Source organism: Pseudoalteromonas sp. GW168-MNA-CIBAN-0100 (genome assembly GCF_040309225.1).
Lineage (GTDB): Bacteria > Pseudomonadota > Gammaproteobacteria > Enterobacterales > Alteromonadaceae > Pseudoalteromonas > Pseudoalteromonas arctica.
On record NZ_JBEOOL010000007.1, the window covers coordinates 119,809 to 136,467 of the forward strand.

The following is a 16,659-nucleotide window of genomic DNA, read 5'->3' on the forward strand; positions in this document are numbered from 1 at the left end:
TTAAATGAAAGTAATCACTTTTGTTCTGTCGTTGGTAGTAAGCTTTAATGCATTTGCCAACGACACAAATCCTGCCAAAGATTTATTACTAAAAATGGCTAATGCCGTTCACACCCGTAATTTTGACGCTTCGTTTGTGGTTGTCAAAGGTAAAACAATGGAACCCTACCGATGGGTGCATGCTTTACAAGGTGATACAGAACTTGAGCATTTAAGTTTACTTAATGGTGCTGGGCTTGAAATGGTCCGTATTGACAACCAAGTTACTTATTTTGAACCTCAGTCAGAACCATACTCCCTAAAAACAGATTCAATAGCGGGTCCAATCCCTGAAGTGCTTTTTAAAGACATAGATCGCTTAAGCGCGCACTATGATTTTGTACTAGGCGGGAAAGGTCGTATTGCAGGGCGTGCTGCACAACTAGTTCGCATAGAATCTAAAGACGAGTATAAATATAATTATTGGATTTGGCTGGATATGGAATCGTCGTTATTACTAAAAGCCGCGTACGTTAACCATGAAGGTGAGGCCTTAGAGCAGTTACAGCTTACTCACATTAGTGTGACAGAGCAGCCAGCAGGTATGTTACTTGAAGTGCTCAATCGAAACTTTCCAACGCCTTTACCAAACGATGCACTTATAAACGAAGACAGTACAGCTACTAACTGGCAAATTAGTTGGTTACCGGATGGCTTTGAATTACTAAAATCAGACAGACATAAGCTCGATTTAAATAACGAATTAACAGACTATTACTTGTTCTCTGATGGTTTTGTTGAAATTTCGGTATTTATTCAGCGTCCATTACCGGGTAAGCGTTTAAGTGGTGCACTAACCTCTGGTGCAACGACAGTATATGTGCATAATGGCGGTAATTTTGATGTATCGGTTGTTGGTAATGTACCGAGTATGACCGCAAAAGCGATTGCTGAGTCAGTTACCCGCGCATTATAAACGATTCGTAAGGATTGTTATGATTGAACAAACCCTCACTGTTGTGGCCCTCGATGGCCACATTGCTCATTTAGAAGCACAACAAAAACAAGCTTGTGAAGGCTGCAATGGTCGTTGCGGCTCACAAGTGTTTGGTAAGCTGTTTGGCACTGCAAAAAAAACCTTCCCTTATAAATTTGAATCCTCTGTTGAAGTAGGACAAAAGGTAACCTTGTCACTTGATGATAGTCACGTCGTTAAGCATGCATTTGCGGTATACATGCTACCACTGCTTTTAAGTCTGGTTTTTGCACTGATTGCAGCGCAATTATTTATGGCTTGTGAAGGTTGGCAAATTTTAGCTGCAGCTTTAGGTGGTGTTACTGGTTTCTTTATAGCTAAAACTCGCGTGAAATCGCTAAAGCACGATATAAAAGTTATAAAAATTCACCCAATTAGTATCCCTTTAACTCAAATAGATGGTGATTGACGCCAATTAAATGTAAAATTGCCGTTTTATACCAAAGTAACTTGGAAATACAGGGAATAGTGGTTTTTTAAATTATTTTATCTAGCTGAATTATGTAAGTTAAATAAATTTAACTTATTGTTATTCAATAAATAAAATGGTTTTAATCAATATTAAAAAGCATTCGTGATGTTTGTAATTTACAAACTGAGCTTATGGCATCCTACAGCAAGTATTTTCAAGTCACTTAGGTATTCATATTTAGTCCATTAAAATAGAAGTATAGAATCCAGTTTATGAAGCATATCCGTAATTTTTCGATCATCGCCCATATTGACCATGGTAAATCGACCCTTTCAGATCGTTTGATCCAAGTTTGTGGCGGTTTAACCGACCGTGAAATGCAAAAACAAGTTTTGGATTCAATGGATATTGAGCGCGAACGTGGTATTACCATTAAAGCGCAAAGTGTAACGTTGAATTACAAAGCGAACGATGGCGAAACTTATCAACTTAATTTCATTGATACTCCAGGACACGTTGATTTTACATATGAAGTATCGCGTTCTTTAGCTGCATGTGAAGGTGCACTACTCGTTGTTGATGCAGGCCAAGGCGTTGAAGCACAAACATTAGCTAACTGTTACACCGCTATTGAAATGGAATTAGAAGTAATTCCAGTACTTAATAAAATCGATTTACCGCAAGCGGATCCTTTGCGCGTTGCAGAAGAAATTGAAGAAATTATTGGTATTGATGCCCTTGATGCAGTGCAATGTAGCGCTAAAACGGGTGTAGGTATTGCCGAAGTTCTTGAAATGATTGTTAGAGATGTTCCGCCGCCAGTAGGCGATACAGATGGACCTCTACAAGCACTTATTATCGATTCTTGGTTTGACCCATACCAAGGCGTTGTATCATTAGTGCGTATTAAGCACGGTGAATTACGCACTGGCGACAAAATAAAAATAATGTCGAATGAGCATATACATACTGCCGACCAAGTGGGTGTGTTTACACCTAAGCAAACTAACACCGGTATTTTAAGAACAGGTGAAGTAGGGTTTGTTATTGCTGGCATCAAAGAGATACATGGTGCGCCAGTAGGCGATACTATAACTCATCAAAAAAATGCGGCTCCACTTCGTTTACCTGGTTTTCAAAAAATTAAGCCTCAGGTTTATGCAGGTATGTTCCCAATTGCATCAGATGAGTATGAATCATTCCGTGATGCGCTTAATAAATTAAGCTTAAACGATGCGTCGTTATTCTTTGAACCAGAGAATTCAACTGCATTAGGTTTTGGTTTCCGCTGTGGCTTTTTAGGTATGCTACACATGGAAATCATTCAAGAGCGTTTAGAGCGTGAATACGATATTGATTTAATTACAACGGCACCTACGGTAATCTATGAGATAGTTACTAAAGAAGGTACATTCCAGATTGATAACCCGTCTGATTTACCTGCAGTAAACGATATTTTAGAAATACGTGAGCCGATTGTTGAAGCTAATATTTTGGTACCACAAGAATACTTAGGTAATGTTATTACTTTGTGTATTGAAAAACGCGGTAGCCAAACAAAAATGACCTATCACGGAAAGCAAGTAGCTGTTACGTACGAGCTACCTATGGCTGAAGTGGTAATGGACTTTTTTGATAAATTAAAATCAACAAGCCGTGGTTTTGCATCGCTTGATTATAACTTTAAACACTTTCAAACATCAGATATGGTGCGTGTTGATATTTTAATCAATAGTGAGCGTGTTGACGCACTTGCGATTATTGTTCACAGAGACGGTGCACAGTCTCGTGGTCGTCAATTAGCTGATGCATTAAAAGAGCTTATTCCTCGTCAAATGTTTGATATTGCGATTCAAGCAGCGATTGGACAACACGTTATTGCACGTACTACGGTAAAACAGTTACGTAAAAACGTAATTGCTAAGTGTTACGGTGGCGATGTGAGTCGTAAGAAAAAGCTACTTAAAAAGCAAAAAGATGGTAAAAAACGTATGAAGCAAGTAGGTAATGTAGAAGTGCCTCAAGAAGCGTTTTTAGCTATTTTAAAAGTTGGTAAATAAAAACAAAGGATTATAAATGGCTGGTTATTTTTCAGTTTTATTGGTGCTATTAACCTTAGGCTCAGGCTTAATATGGTTAATAGATCACTTAATGTATGCACCTAAAAGACAGGAGCGCTTAGCGATAGCGCAAACGTCTGCTGGAGCTCCGTTAGATGAAGAAACTGCGGCATTAATTGCACCAGAACCAGTACTAACAGAAACAGCAAAGTCGATTTTCCCGATGATTGCAGCAATTACTATTTTTAGATCATTTATTTTTGAACCGTTTCAAATTCCATCTGGTTCAATGATGCCTACACTGTTAGTGGGTGACTTTATTTTAGTACAAAAGTATTCATATGGAATAAAAGACCCAGTTTGGCGCACTCAGTTAGTTGATGTCGGTGAGCCTGAACGTGGTGATATTGTTGTTTTTAAATACCCTTTAGATGAAAGTGTTGACTATATTAAACGTACGATTGGTTTACCTGGCGATAAAATTGTTTATCGTGATAAACGTTTATATATTCAGCCAAACTGTAAAGAAGGCGAAACCCAACAGGGTGAGCTTTTATGTAATGAATTCAATAAAATTGATTTTAAACTAATTAATGATAACGAATTTAAACAAGGCCCAATGCCTCTAGCTCGTGTGAATGAAAATTTAACAACAGTTACGCATGATATATTAATCAACCCACAAGCGCCTGAAAGAAAAGGGCGTTACTATCAGCAACCGGGCACGCCTTCTGATGAATGGACTGTTCCTGCTGATCATTATTTTATGATGGGTGATAACCGCGACAACAGCCAAGATGGTCGCTTTTGGGGCTTTGTACCAAAAGAAAACTTGGTGGGTAAAGCTGTCTTTATATGGATGAGTTTTGAATTTGAGAATGGCCCTGATGATATTTTACCAGGATGGGTTCCAACTGGTGTTCGCTTTGAACGCCTAGGTAATATTCAGTAACGATGAAAAAAAATGTAACAGAATTATATAAAAAAATTGGCTATGAATTCGCTGATCAAGGTTTACTTGAACAAGCAATGACGCACCGCAGCCACAAAGGCCAACATAATGAGCGACTAGAATTTTTAGGCGACTCGATTTTAAGCTTTGTGATTGCCAATGCACTTTATGCCAAATTCCCTAAAGCGCGTGAAGGCGATTTAAGCCGCATGCGCTCAACACTTGTGCGTGGTCAAACACTTGCTGAGTTTGGTCTTGAATTTGGTCTAGGCGATTATTTACGCTTAGGGCCGGGCGAGCTTAAAAGTGGCGGCTTTCGTCGCGAGTCAACGCTTGCTGATGCAGTAGAAGCTATTATAGGCGCTGCATTTCTAGATTCAGGTATCGACAGTTGTGGCGATCTTATATTGGCGTGGTACCAATCACGTTTGGATGCTATTTCACCAGGGCTTAACCAGAAAGATCCTAAAACCCTGCTGCAAGAGTATTTACAAGCCCGTAAATTATCGTTACCGGGCTACACAGTGGTTGATACACAAGGCCAAGCACACAATCAAACATTCACGGTTGAATGTATTGTTGATGGAATGGATAGCATAATTTCTGTTGGTAGCTCGCGCCGTAAGGCCGAACAAAAAGCTGCCGAAAAAGCATTGAAGATACTTAAAAATGAACCTTGATACCTTAATACAGCCTCATGAACGTGATGTAGATACATTTTGTGGAATGGTGGCGATTGTCGGTCGACCAAACGTAGGTAAATCGACTTTGCTTAATGAAATCATTGAGCAAAAAGTGAGTATTACCTCACGTAAACCACAAACTACACGTCATCGTATTATGGGTATTCATACCGTAGATAAACACCAAGCGGTATACATAGATACACCGGGTCTACACGTTGAAGAAAAGCGTGCTATTAACCGTTTAATGAATCGAGCAGCGTCTAGTTCTATCGGCGATGTAGAGCTTATTATTTTTGTCGTTGAAGGCACTCATTGGAATGCAGATGACGATATGGTACTTAATAAAGTATCGCAAAGTGGTAAGCCTGTATTATTAGTTATTAATAAAATTGACCAAGTTAAAGACCGTGATCTTGTATTGCCTCATATGAAGTGGTTAAGTGACAAGTTTGATTTTGTTGGAATTATGCCAGTATCGGCAACGCAAGGTAAAAACGTTGATTTAATCAAAGCAGAGGTAACTAAACGCTTACCTCCTTGCGAATTTTACTTTCCTGAAGATTATGTAACTGACCGTTCAATGCGCTTTATGGCAGCTGAAGTTATTCGTGAAAAGCTAATGCGTTTTATGGGTGAAGAACTACCGTATTCTGTGACTGTTGAAATTGAGCAGTTTAAATGGCAAGACAACGGTATTTGGCACATCAATGGGTTAATTCTTGTTGAGCGCGAAACACAAAAACGCATGGTTATTGGTAATAAAGGCGAAAAGCTAAAAACCATTGGCCGTGAAGCTCGTAAAGACATAGAAGAAATGCTTGATAACAAAGTATTTTTAGAGCTTTGGGTTAAAGTTAAGTCGGGTTGGGCTGATGATGAACGTGCACTAAGAAGCTTAGGTTACAGTGAAGACTAAACCAAGCAGTAGCTTAGTGAATGGATAGCGACTTCTACACCGCGTATTTATTACATAGGCGTCCGTATAGTGACTCCCAGGTAATGTTAGATATGCTTGTAGAAGGCGTTGGTCAGTTAAGAATGCTGGCCCGAATTAGTGGTCGCCAGGCCACTAAACATAAAGCACAACTTCAGCCGTTCCAGGCACTCCTTGTTAATTACAGTGGCAAGTACGATTTAAAATATATCAATAAGTTTGAACTGCATGGTAACCCGCACTTTTTAAAAGGTGATGAGCTTTATTGTGGTTTTTATTTGAACGAACTGACTAACCGCATCGTTCCTGTTAATGAGCCAATTGAACAAGTATTTGAGCTATATAAATCCCACCTAGGAAACCTAAACAGCGGAGCCAATTTACAAGAAGTGCTTCGCTCGTACGAATTTCAATTATTGGAATTACTCGGTTATGGCGTGGATTTTAGTTTTGATGCCAGTGGTGAACCAATAGATGAAAAGCAGACGTATAGTTATTTCCCCGAACTTGGTTTTTTAGTACAAGAAGATACGCGTTCTGGATTTAGTGGCAAACAACTCAACGCCATAGCAAATCATGACTTTAGCCAAAGTGATGTGCTATATATGGCAAAGCAATTAAGTCGCTATTTATTAAAACCCTTATTAGGTAGTAAACCATTAAAAAGCCGTGAGCTATTTATGGCCTCTCAATAAACGTAATTTTACAGGTAAGAAAATGAAAGATATTCTTTTGGGTGTAAACGTAGATCATATTGCAACACTTCGTCAAGCGCGTGGAACAAGTTACCCAGATCCAGCGCATGCAGCCAGTGTAGCAGAGCATGCAGGCGCAGACGGTATTACGATTCACTTACGTGAAGACAGACGCCATATTCAAGATCGCGACGTTTATGTGATGGCTAAAACTATCCAAACTCGCATGAATCTTGAAACCGCTGTTACCGATGAAATGATACAGATAGCGCTTGAAGTAAAACCCGAGTACGTGTGTTTAGTACCTGAAAAGCGCGAAGAGTTAACCACCGAGGGCGGCTTAGATGTAGCGGGTAATATAGATAAAATTAAAGCCGCAACAAAAACGCTTACCGACGCGGGTATTAAAGTATCGCTATTTATTGATGCAGATAAAGCACAATTAGATGCAGCTAAAGAATGTGGTGCTCCTTATGTAGAAATACACACAGGCGCGTATGCTGATGCAACAAATGATACTGATTTACACAAAGAGTTAGAGCATATTCGTGAAGGTGTTAAATACGCAGCAAGCTTAGGTTTGATTGTTAACGCTGGCCATGGTCTTCATTACCATAACGTTAAACCCATTGCCGCGATGCCTGAGATTTATGAGCTAAATATTGGCCACGCTATTATTGCTCGTGCAGCGATAGATGGGCTCGATAAAGCCGTACGCGACATGAAACGATTAATGATTGAAGCAAGAATGTAATACGAATCTACATAAGTATTTAAAAAGCTTAATTAAAAAAACGCGGTTAATGCCGCGTTTTTTTGTATCTAAAATTCAAAGCTTATCTTTGTAGCTCAGTTACGCTTGCATCAGCAAGTAAGTTTTCAAGCTCGTCCTGTAACTCAAATAATTCAGGTTCAATATTCTCTAACAAGCATTTATTTTTAAGTGATGTTTCAATTGTTTCTGCGAGTGATTTAAGTTTTGGTACACCAGTGTAACAACATGCGCCATGAAACTTGTGGACAATACTTAGGACTTGCTGACAATCATTACTCTCTATCGCTTTAGCAAGCAATGTAAGAGTTTCAGGGACGCTTAGAAGTAGCATATTAAGCATCTCTAGCGCTAACTCGCTCTTTCCTCCAGCACGCTGCAGGGCTTGTGCCCAATCAATTCGACTACTTTGAAATGGAGCCGGGCTTTGTGGTGTATCTGTTTTAGCTTTATCGCGATTAACCGGGGTCTGTGGACTATGATCGCTAATAATTTGTTTAAGCATATCTTCATCAATAGGCTTAGTTAAATAGCCTTTAAAGCCATCTTTTAGTAGTTGCTCTTTTTCGCTTTGAAGGGCGTGTGCCGTTACAGCGATAATGGGTGTATCTTCATTAAGTGATGATTCTTGTATAAGCTTGCATGCGGTTATACCGTCCATAATTGGCATCTGGATATCCATAAAAATTATGTCGTATTTATGACTTTTACTTAAGCTGTATGCTTGTGAACCATTATGTGCCGTTTCTATTACTTCAATCTGCTCACTTAATAAAGTATGGAGAAGTTTTAAGTTGGCATCGTTATCATCAACAACCAATACTTTTAACGGCAGCAAAGCTTGATCGTTTTGTTCAATATTATGAGTAGGGTGGTCAAGCCTATAAGGTGCAGCAAGTACTTCACATAACTTACGGTGATTAAGTGGTTTACTTAAACACGCATCAGCACCGCTACCTATAAAGGCTTCTCGCATATTGTGCGATACAGTATTAAGCATTAAATATAAGTAATCAGTAGATTCACGCACGGCTTTTACATAGCTTTTTAGTTGCTGCATATCATCAACTGATGCCATATGGCCAATTAAGCAAACATCATATTTATGTTCAGTATTTTTTATAGCGTCTAAAAAGCTAGTCTCGTTAAAACATGCCGTTACGCTTGATTCCCACTGAGTCAATAACGAAAGTACAGCGTGATGTGTATGCTCGTGTGGCTCTAAATACAAAATACGCTTACCAATGAGCGATTTAGTCGGTAAGTCGTTAGTAAATACATGATTGGGCAAACTAAACACACTATTGAATGTAAAACAGGTACCGTTACCTGGTGCAGAGTTTAATGTTATGCGGCCATTCATCGCTTCAACAATATGCTTAGTAATAATGAGGCCAAGACCTGTACCACCAAACTTACGTGTAATGCTTGAGTCTGCTTGCCCAAATGGAGTAAATAAAGAGTCTTGCTTATCCATAGGTATACCCACGCCAGTATCTGTTACTGACACAAGTAAAGAAGTACGTTCGTCGTCGAGTAACCGATGGCTTATGTCGACCTTAATGGAGCCTTTTTCAGTAAATTTAATCGCATTACTTAATAGGTTTATCAGCACTTGTTTAAAGCGAGTGGGATCGCCCGTTAAGTCATCTGGTACTTGTTGGTTAATGTAAATGGATAGCTCTAATTGCTTATCGTGTGCGCTAGGAGCGAGTAGCGTCATCACTTCATTTACAGCATCACGAAGTTGAAACTGAATCGACTCAAGTTCCATTGCACCCGCTTCTAGTTTGGAGAAATCTAGAATGTCGCTAATAATAGTCATTAAACTATTTGCTGATAGCATAATAGTATCGAGATAATCTTTTTGATGCTTGTTTAGTGGTGTTTTATAAAGCTGGCGTGTAAATCCAATAACACCATTTAACGGAGTACGAAGTTCGTGACTCATTTTAGCTAAAAAGTCTGATTTTACGCGGTTAGCATCTTGCGCTTCTTTTTTTGCAAATGAGAGCTCTATATTTGAAGTTTCGTATTGCTCTAGTGTTTCGCGGTAGTCGCTAGTTGCTTGGTCAATATTTTTTTGCATTTCATCTTTTTGCATCACCATAGTGTGAGCAATGGTATTTAAGCCTTCTCGCAATAGCTCAAATTCACCTATCATGTTGTCGTTAAGGCCAGTACTTCTTTTACCTTCGACTAACTTGTCGGTTGCAAGTACTAACTTATTAAGCGGCGTCATAAACATGCGGCTTAACCTTAAAGCTAAAATTGCTGCAAATACCAATGATAAAATAATTACAATACCGCTAATTAATAAAGCACGTTGCTGCCCTATAACCGCTTGGTCTTTGTTTAGCTGTATAATAACGGTGCCCAGAGATGACTGAAAAGCAGATGGATCCCATTTAGAGTCGTGACTTGTATGGTTAATAATGGGCGTGAAGAATGTAACAAGCTCATCTGACTTTTGCACGTGGGTCGTTTTTAAATTTATGAGCGTCTTTTGATTAATTAACTTTTCAAATGAGCGGTGATAATTACTCGTCATTAATAGCGCATTATTTTTATCAAAAATTGCAATCGACTTAATTGTAGGGGAGTGCTTGTTATGTGTGTAGCTTATAAGGCGATTCAATAGCTGTTTGTTTTTTTCGAGCATGGGTTGCTCAAGCGCAATAGCAAGTGGCTCAGAAATAGTAGTACCTTGCTGATATAAAATTTCATCAAGCTCAATGTAACGATTTATTGTAAAATAGCCACCAAGTAGTAATCCTATGATCACCGTTGGGATCAGGGTCAGTGTTAAAACAGAATCGCGTAAGCCTAATTTGGTCATAATGGGAGCGTTTTATCGTTATTAGTATGATTTGAGTATATACGGTTCAACACGCATTCTAAAGCATCTAAATATAGGTGCTTCATAAATAAACTGAAGGTAATGCCTAATGGCGCAAATTTTTAAAGCGAAAAAGAAACCGCTTAAGCAACAAACATTAGAATTAAATATAACGGGAATGGATCATCAAGGGCGTGGCATTGCGAAGCATAATAATAAAGTATGTTTTGTAAGCGGTGCATTACCAAATGAAACAGTTAAAGCAATGCTCGTCGAAGATAAAGCTAAATACAGCAGTGCAAAAGTAATTAAAGTTATTAAAGCGAGTGAATCAAGAGTAGACGCTTTTTGTGAGCACTATAATCAGTGTGGTGGCTGCCAATTACAGCATTTAGAAGTAAGCCAACAAGTTGTAGAAAAACAAACTGCAGTTACTCAGCTATTTAGTAAGTTTGCTAAATTAAATACCTTAAACTGGCAAGCTCCATTATTAAGTAAGTCTGTGCATTACAGGCGCAGCGCCCGCATAGCCGTTATGTTTGATAAAGCAGCTAAAAAAATGCGTGTGGGTTATAGAGCAAGTGGTTCAAAAAATATTGTAAGTATTAATAAATGTGCAGTACTTGATGAAGTATTTGCGGATGTTTTTACACTTTTTGATGGTTTAATTAATCAACACAAAGCGCTGCACAGTATAAGCCATTTACAGTTATGCCAAAGTGATGAGAAAAACTTTGTTGTTATTCGTCACACTAAAGCAATTAACGATGATACAAAGGCTTTGGTTGAGCACATAACAAAAAGCCAACAGTTTGAAGTTGTATGGCAAAGCGAGAGCGATGTAATTGCGCATTCACACTTAGCCATGCCGTTTTATTACCTTAAAGAGTTTGATCTAAAATTTGAATTTGGTTTAGGTAATTTTATTCAGGTAAATTCGCAAGTTAACGAAGCTATGTTAAAGCAAGCTGCAAATTGGCTTGATTTAAAAGGTGATGAAAATTTATTGGATTTATTTTGTGGCATTGGTAATTTCTCATTAGTGCTGGCAAAACAAGCAAAATCTGTAATTGGCGTAGAAGGTGTGACTTCAGCGGTTGCAATGGCTGCTCAAAATGCGCAAACTAACTCTATTACCAATGCGCAGTTTCATTGCTTTGATTTAACGCAAAGCATACAGAGCGCCACATGGTTTAGTAAAAACTTAGATGTGCTTGTACTCGATCCTTCTAGGACTGGTGCAATGGCTGTATTAGAGCAATTATCTTTAAAGCAGTTTAAAACTATTTTATATGTCTCTTGTGACCCTGTTACTTTAGCCCGTGACAGCGCAATTATTTCACAAGCTGGCTTTGATCTTAATAAAATTGGGCTAATGAATATGTTTCCTCATACAGGGCATATTGAAACTATGGCGTTATTTCAACGGAGGTAGAACGCATTATGGTAGCTACACGACAATCACATCAACAAGATGAGACAACAGATTTTAGCACTCGGCTTTCATTTCTTGCCTTGTCTGAAGAAAAAACAGAGCTACTTACTAAAGCGCAAGCGCTCTGCGTAAAATGTGATAATGAAAGCAGGCAAACTACTGCAATCGAAATGGTTGAAATTTTAGCTGAGCTAAATCTCGACCCCGAATCGTTAGCTACTGCGTATTTAACCCCGTATTTTTTAAACGATTTAATATCACTAGAAACCATAGAAGAGCAGCTTGGTAGTAATATAGCCATGCTGTTAACTGGGGTTGCACAAATGGCCACTATTAGTACTTTATCGCATCAAGGTAAAGGAACTATGCAAGTTGATAATATTCGAAAAATGTTATTAACCATGGTTGAAGATGTGCGCGCCGTGGTCATTAAGCTTGCCGAGCAGGTATGTCATTTACGTAATGTAAAAAATGCGGATGAAGAAGACCGCGTCATTGCCGCTAAAGAAACGGCTGATATTTTTGCACCATTGGCAAACAGATTAGGAATAGGGCAATTAAAGTGGGAACTGGAAGATTTATCGTTTAGATATTTGCACCCAGGCACCTATAAAAGCATAGCCAAACAACTTGACGACAAACGTCTTACGCGCGAAGCCTATATGGAAGATATGGTTGAGCAAGTAAAAAACCGTTTAAGTGAAGCGGGCATAGAGGCCCAAGTTTATGGCCGCCCCAAGCACATTTACAGCATTTATAAAAAAATGCAGCAAAAAAACTACGAGTTTGATCAGCTTTTTGATATTCGTGCAATGCGTATCGTCGTTGAACGCCTACAAGATTGTTATGGAGCGCTGGGTATTGTGCACACCAATTGGCGTCATCTTAATAAAGAGTTTGACGACTATGTAGCAACCCCAAAACAAAACGGCTATCAGTCAATCCATACCGTAGTATTTGGGCCTGAAGGTAAAACAGTAGAAATACAAATTCGTACCAGCGATATGCATCAAGATGCTGAGTTGGGTGTGGCTGCACACTGGATGTACAAAGAAGGTGCATTACCGGGACGCGGCTCGGGTTATGAGCAAAAAATTAGCTGGTTGCGTAAGTTACTTCAATGGCAAGAAGAAGTGGTTGATGGTGGTGATTTAGCTGAAGAGCTTAAAAACCAAGTAGTAGAAGACCGCGTATACATATTTACCCCAAGCGGCGATATTATCGATTTACCACTTGGCGCTACACCGCTTGATTTTGCTTACTACATTCACTCAAATGTAGGGCATCGTTGTATTGGCGCAAAAATTTTCGGCAAAATAGTGCCGTTCACGCATCAACTTACAACCGGGGATCAGGTAGAAATACTGACCCAAAAACAACCAAATCCAAGTCGTGATTGGTTAAACCCGTCATTAGGATACATTAAGTCATCGCGCGCTAGAGCCAAAATTCATCACTGGTTTAAACAGCTCGACCGCGACAAAAACTTAAGTGCGGGGAAAGAAATTCTCGACAGTGAATTACAAAAGCTTAATTTAACATACAAAGATTTAGAGCCAGCCATCAAGCGTTTTAACTTTAAAGAACTTGATGACTTAATGGTTGCAATTGGTGCGGGTGATGTACGTCTCAATCAAATGCTTAACTTTGTAAGTGATCGGACAGAAGATGAACCGGTTATTCGTATTAAAGCGCCTAGCAAAGTAACCGGTGACAAAAACGGCATAGTGGTTGATGGCGTTGGTAGCTTAATGAGCCATGTAGCCAAATGCTGTCGTCCTGTCCCTGGCGATGAGATAATAGGTTATATAACGCAAGGTCGAGGAATAGGTGTTCATAAGGAAGACTGTGATTCGTTTAATAACTTAAAAAATCAGCATCCAGAGCGTGTTATTTCGGTAAGTTGGTCTGAAGATATCAACGGCTCGTACGCACTAAGTATTAAAATAGAAGCAACCGATCGTTCAGGGCTAATACGCGATATAAGCTCAGTACTTGCTAACGAAAAAGTAAATGTTTTAAACATGAACGTAAATACGGTTGAAGATAATCAGTTAGCTATATTTACGATGCAAATAGAAGTACATGACTTATCGGGTACTAACCGTGTTCTTTCTAAGTTACACCAAATTGAAGGTGTACACGATGCCAAGCGTGGTCATTAATCATGAATGATAATGCAGCGCTTACACAACTTCTTAGCATAATGAAAACACTGCGAGATCCCAAGGGCGGTTGCCCGTGGGATCTCAAACAAGATTTTAAATCTATTGTGCCGCATACACTAGAAGAAGCATACGAAGTTGCCGACTGTATTGAGTCAGGCAACTTAGATGAGCTTAAAGGTGAATTGGGTGATTTGTTATTTCAAATTATTTTTTATGCGCAGCTTGCACAAGAGCAAAATCTATTTGATTTTAATGATCTAGTAGAGCAATTAAACGATAAGCTTACCCGTCGTCACCCGCATGTGTTTGGTGAAAAAAAAGAGCTAACAGACGATCAATTATCGCAACAGTGGCAAGCAATCAAAGCACAAGAACGCAGTGCTAGAGCGCAAACAGAATCACCTTCTTTTTGGCAAGATATTCCTGCCAATATGCCAAGCTTAAGTAAAGCTAAAAAAATTCAACAACGCGTTGCCGCACTTGGTTTCGATTGGCCAACGTATCACGGTGCACTTGATAAAGTGAGCGAAGAAGTGCTTGAAGTAAAAGAAGCGATTGAGCAAGACCCGTTATCTGATCATACAGCGGAAGAACTCGGCGACTTACTTTTTGCCACTGTTAATGTTGTACGCCATGTTAAACGAGACCCCGAACAGCTGCTTCGTAGCGCTAATGATAAGTTTTCAGCGCGTTTTGAAAAGGTAAACGCCTATTTGCATGCGCAAGGTAAAAGCTTAGATACAGCAACCTTTGAAGAAATGGACAGTGCATGGGATGCGATTAAAAAAGTAAAATAGGCTTAATGTTAAATAGTGCACATTTTTTGTGCGCGCATTAGCTAATTTTAGCTGGATTGATAAGCAGTGTTTTGGTACAATTTCGCCCCGTCTTGATGATATACCCTTAGGCTCTTCTTTGGGTGTTATATTCCTTTTAATTCCTGATATTCTAGGGTTCGCATGAGTACAAAATTTATCTTCGTTACTGGCGGAGTTGTTTCTTCGTTGGGTAAAGGTATTGCCGCAGCTTCACTGGCCGCTATTTTAGAAGCCCGTGGTTTAAATGTTACCATTTTAAAGCTGGATCCTTACATCAACGTTGACCCAGGCACAATGAGCCCAATTCAACACGGTGAAGTTTACGTTACAGAAGACGGCGCAGAAACTGACCTTGATTTAGGTCACTACGAGCGTTTTATTCGTACCAAAATGACTAGTCGTAATAACTTCACACAAGGCCGTGTATATGAAGACGTATTACGTCGTGAGCGCCGTGGTGAATACCTAGGCGCTACTATTCAGGTTATTCCACATATCACTAACGATATTAAGCAACGTGTATACGACGGTGCTGAAGGTTATGATATTGCTATTGTAGAAATTGGCGGCACTGTAGGTGATATAGAATCACAACCGTTTATTGAAGCAATTCGTCAGATGGGAACTGAAATTGGCCGCGAACGCGCGCTATTTATTCACTTAACGTTAGTGCCATTTTTAGGCCCTGCAGGTGAAGTTAAAACAAAACCAACTCAGCACTCTGTTAAAGAGTTACGCTCAGTAGGTATTCAGCCAGATATTCTTATTTGTCGTTCAGACCGTAAACTACCTAATAATGAGCGTGCAAAAATCTCATTATTCACAAACGTAGAAGAAAAAGCGGTTATTTCATTACCTGACGTAGACAGCATTTATAAAATTCCAGCGCTATTAAAAACGCAAGAATTAGATAACTTCGTATGTCGTCGTTTTCACTTAGATCCACCAGAAGCTGATTTAGCTGAGTGGGAACAAGTACTTTATCAAGAGTCTAACCCAACGGGTGAAGTGACAATTGGTATGGTTGGTAAATACACTGAATTACCAGATGCGTACAAATCGGTTAACGAAGCATTAAAGCATGCGGGCCTTAAAAACCGTTTAACAATTAATATTCAATACGTAGATTCACAAGATTTAGAAAACAAAGGTGTTGAATTACTTTCACACTTAGATGCTATTTTAGTACCAGGTGGATTTGGCGGACGTGGTGTTGAGGGTAAAATCTTAGCGGCTAAATACGCACGTGAAAATAAAGTACCATACCTAGGTATTTGTTTAGGTATGCAAGTAGCATTAATTGAATATGCACGTAATGTTGCAGGCTTAACGGATGCAAACTCTACAGAGTTTAATGCAAATTCAGAAGCGCCAGTAGTTGGCTTAATTACTGAATGGCTAGATGCTGAAGGTAATGTTGAAACACGTAGCGAAAAATCTGATTTAGGTGGCACTATGCGTTTAGGCGCACAAAAATGTCATTTAACACCAGGTTCTAAAGTACGCGAAGTATATGGCAGCGACGAAATTGTTGAACGTCATCGTCATCGCTACGAAGTAAATAATAACTTTGTAGAAATACTTGAAAAAGCAGGCTTAAGCTTTACTGGTTTATCAGAAGATAAAAAACTGGTAGAAATTATCGAAAATAAAGATCACCCATGGTTTATTGCCGCGCAGTTCCACCCGGAATTCACGTCAACTCCACGTGATGGTCATCCGTTGTTTGAAGGGTTTGTAGCAGCCGCGCATATCCACCAAAAAGCGAATTCGTAATTTTAAAAGCCGTGCATATTGCACGGCTTTTTTGTTTTAAGGGCTGACTAAGCTATATAAAACGTAGTAAAGTTAGCTGAACTCACCATTTTGGGAA

General features: G+C 39.2%; 13 protein-coding genes. 12 read left to right on the forward strand and 1 reads right to left on the reverse strand.

Annotation, left to right across the window (positions count from 1 at the left end):
• Positions 1-4 precede the first annotated feature (4 nt).
• From AAEY62_RS06120 to pdxJ, 8 genes are all read left to right on the forward strand, one after another.
• Positions 5-955 carry a MucB/RseB C-terminal domain-containing protein gene (locus AAEY62_RS06120; protein WP_007581719.1) on the forward strand — a complete coding sequence of 317 codons (951 nt, stop codon included), beginning with the start codon at positions 5-7 and terminating at the stop codon, positions 953-955.
• 19 nt (positions 956-974) lie between these two features.
• Positions 975-1,424, forward strand: a complete 450-nt coding sequence (locus AAEY62_RS06125; protein ID WP_024589999.1) for a SoxR reducing system RseC family protein — start codon at positions 975-977, stop codon at positions 1,422-1,424.
• Between the two features lie 275 nt (positions 1,425-1,699).
• Positions 1,700-3,487, forward strand: a complete 1,788-nt coding sequence (lepA, locus tag AAEY62_RS06130; RefSeq protein ID WP_007581724.1) for a translation elongation factor 4 — start codon at positions 1,700-1,702, stop codon at positions 3,485-3,487.
• A 16-nt stretch (positions 3,488-3,503) separates the two neighbouring features.
• Positions 3,504-4,439, forward strand: coding sequence for a signal peptidase I (gene lepB / locus AAEY62_RS06135; RefSeq protein ID WP_024589998.1), 936 nt, complete (start codon positions 3,504-3,506; stop codon positions 4,437-4,439).
• A 2-nt stretch (positions 4,440-4,441) separates the two neighbouring features.
• Complete coding sequence (rnc, locus tag AAEY62_RS06140; protein ID WP_007581728.1) at positions 4,442-5,119, forward strand: ribonuclease III; 678 nt, start codon at positions 4,442-4,444, stop codon at positions 5,117-5,119.
• The gene (era, locus tag AAEY62_RS06145; protein ID WP_007581730.1) at positions 5,109-6,041 is read left to right on the forward strand and encodes a GTPase Era; all 933 of its coding nucleotides are present in this window, start codon (positions 5,109-5,111) and stop codon (positions 6,039-6,041) included. The genes rnc and era overlap by 11 nt, the downstream gene beginning before the upstream one ends.
• Before the next feature lie 20 nt (positions 6,042-6,061).
• On the forward strand, positions 6,062-6,754 hold the full coding sequence (recO, locus tag AAEY62_RS06150; protein WP_007581733.1) for a DNA repair protein RecO: 693 nt from the start codon (positions 6,062-6,064) through the stop codon (positions 6,752-6,754).
• Positions 6,755-6,776: 22 nt separating this feature from the next.
• Positions 6,777-7,508: a pyridoxine 5'-phosphate synthase gene (gene pdxJ / locus AAEY62_RS06155; RefSeq protein ID WP_007581734.1), complete on the forward strand. Its 732-nt coding sequence runs from the start codon at positions 6,777-6,779 to the stop codon at positions 7,506-7,508.
• 82 nt (positions 7,509-7,590) lie between these two features.
• On the opposite strand, the gene barA is transcribed toward pdxJ, so the two are convergent.
• The gene (barA, locus tag AAEY62_RS06160) at positions 7,591-10,365 is read right to left on the reverse strand and encodes a two-component sensor histidine kinase BarA (RefSeq protein ID WP_007583105.1); all 2,775 of its coding nucleotides are present in this window, start codon (positions 10,363-10,365) and stop codon (positions 7,591-7,593) included.
• 109 nt (positions 10,366-10,474) lie between these two features.
• On the opposite strand from barA, the gene rlmD reads away from it, so the two are divergent.
• From rlmD to pyrG, 4 genes are all read left to right on the forward strand, one after another.
• Complete coding sequence (rlmD, locus tag AAEY62_RS06165; protein ID WP_101164293.1) at positions 10,475-11,800, forward strand: 23S rRNA (uracil(1939)-C(5))-methyltransferase RlmD; 1,326 nt, start codon at positions 10,475-10,477, stop codon at positions 11,798-11,800.
• A gap of 8 nt (positions 11,801-11,808) precedes the next feature.
• Complete coding sequence (relA, locus tag AAEY62_RS06170) at positions 11,809-13,965, forward strand: GTP diphosphokinase (RefSeq protein ID WP_007583109.1); 2,157 nt, start codon at positions 11,809-11,811, stop codon at positions 13,963-13,965.
• Between the two features lie 2 nt (positions 13,966-13,967).
• The gene (gene mazG / locus AAEY62_RS06175; protein WP_101164292.1) at positions 13,968-14,765 is read left to right on the forward strand and encodes a nucleoside triphosphate pyrophosphohydrolase; all 798 of its coding nucleotides are present in this window, start codon (positions 13,968-13,970) and stop codon (positions 14,763-14,765) included.
• 162 nt (positions 14,766-14,927) lie between these two features.
• The gene (pyrG, locus tag AAEY62_RS06180) at positions 14,928-16,562 is read left to right on the forward strand and encodes a CTP synthase (protein ID WP_010553216.1); all 1,635 of its coding nucleotides are present in this window, start codon (positions 14,928-14,930) and stop codon (positions 16,560-16,562) included.
• Positions 16,563-16,659: the final 97 nt, after the last annotated feature.

What these genes read in the sequence shown, in the direction of transcription:
- recO (WP_007581733.1), top strand. Translation starts at nt 6,062, where the DNA reads ATGGATAGCGACTTCTACACCGCGTATTTATTACATAGGCGTCCGTAT.
- barA (WP_007583105.1), bottom strand. Translation starts at nt 10,365, where the DNA reads ATGACCAAATTAGGCTTACGCGATTCTGTTTTAACACTGACCCTGATC.
- rlmD (WP_101164293.1), top strand. Translation starts at nt 10,475, where the DNA reads ATGGCGCAAATTTTTAAAGCGAAAAAGAAACCGCTTAAGCAACAAACA.
- lepA (WP_007581724.1), top strand. Translation starts at nt 1,700, where the DNA reads ATGAAGCATATCCGTAATTTTTCGATCATCGCCCATATTGACCATGGT.
- AAEY62_RS06120 (WP_007581719.1), top strand. Translation starts at nt 5, where the DNA reads ATGAAAGTAATCACTTTTGTTCTGTCGTTGGTAGTAAGCTTTAATGCA.
- rnc (WP_007581728.1), top strand. Translation starts at nt 4,442, where the DNA reads ATGAAAAAAAATGTAACAGAATTATATAAAAAAATTGGCTATGAATTC.
- lepB (WP_024589998.1), top strand. Translation starts at nt 3,504, where the DNA reads ATGGCTGGTTATTTTTCAGTTTTATTGGTGCTATTAACCTTAGGCTCA.
- mazG (WP_101164292.1), top strand. Translation starts at nt 13,968, where the DNA reads ATGAATGATAATGCAGCGCTTACACAACTTCTTAGCATAATGAAAACA.
- relA (WP_007583109.1), top strand. Translation starts at nt 11,809, where the DNA reads ATGGTAGCTACACGACAATCACATCAACAAGATGAGACAACAGATTTT.
- pyrG (WP_010553216.1), top strand. Translation starts at nt 14,928, where the DNA reads ATGAGTACAAAATTTATCTTCGTTACTGGCGGAGTTGTTTCTTCGTTG.
- pdxJ (WP_007581734.1), top strand. Translation starts at nt 6,777, where the DNA reads ATGAAAGATATTCTTTTGGGTGTAAACGTAGATCATATTGCAACACTT.
- era (WP_007581730.1), top strand. Translation starts at nt 5,109, where the DNA reads ATGAACCTTGATACCTTAATACAGCCTCATGAACGTGATGTAGATACA.
- AAEY62_RS06125 (WP_024589999.1), top strand. Translation starts at nt 975, where the DNA reads ATGATTGAACAAACCCTCACTGTTGTGGCCCTCGATGGCCACATTGCT.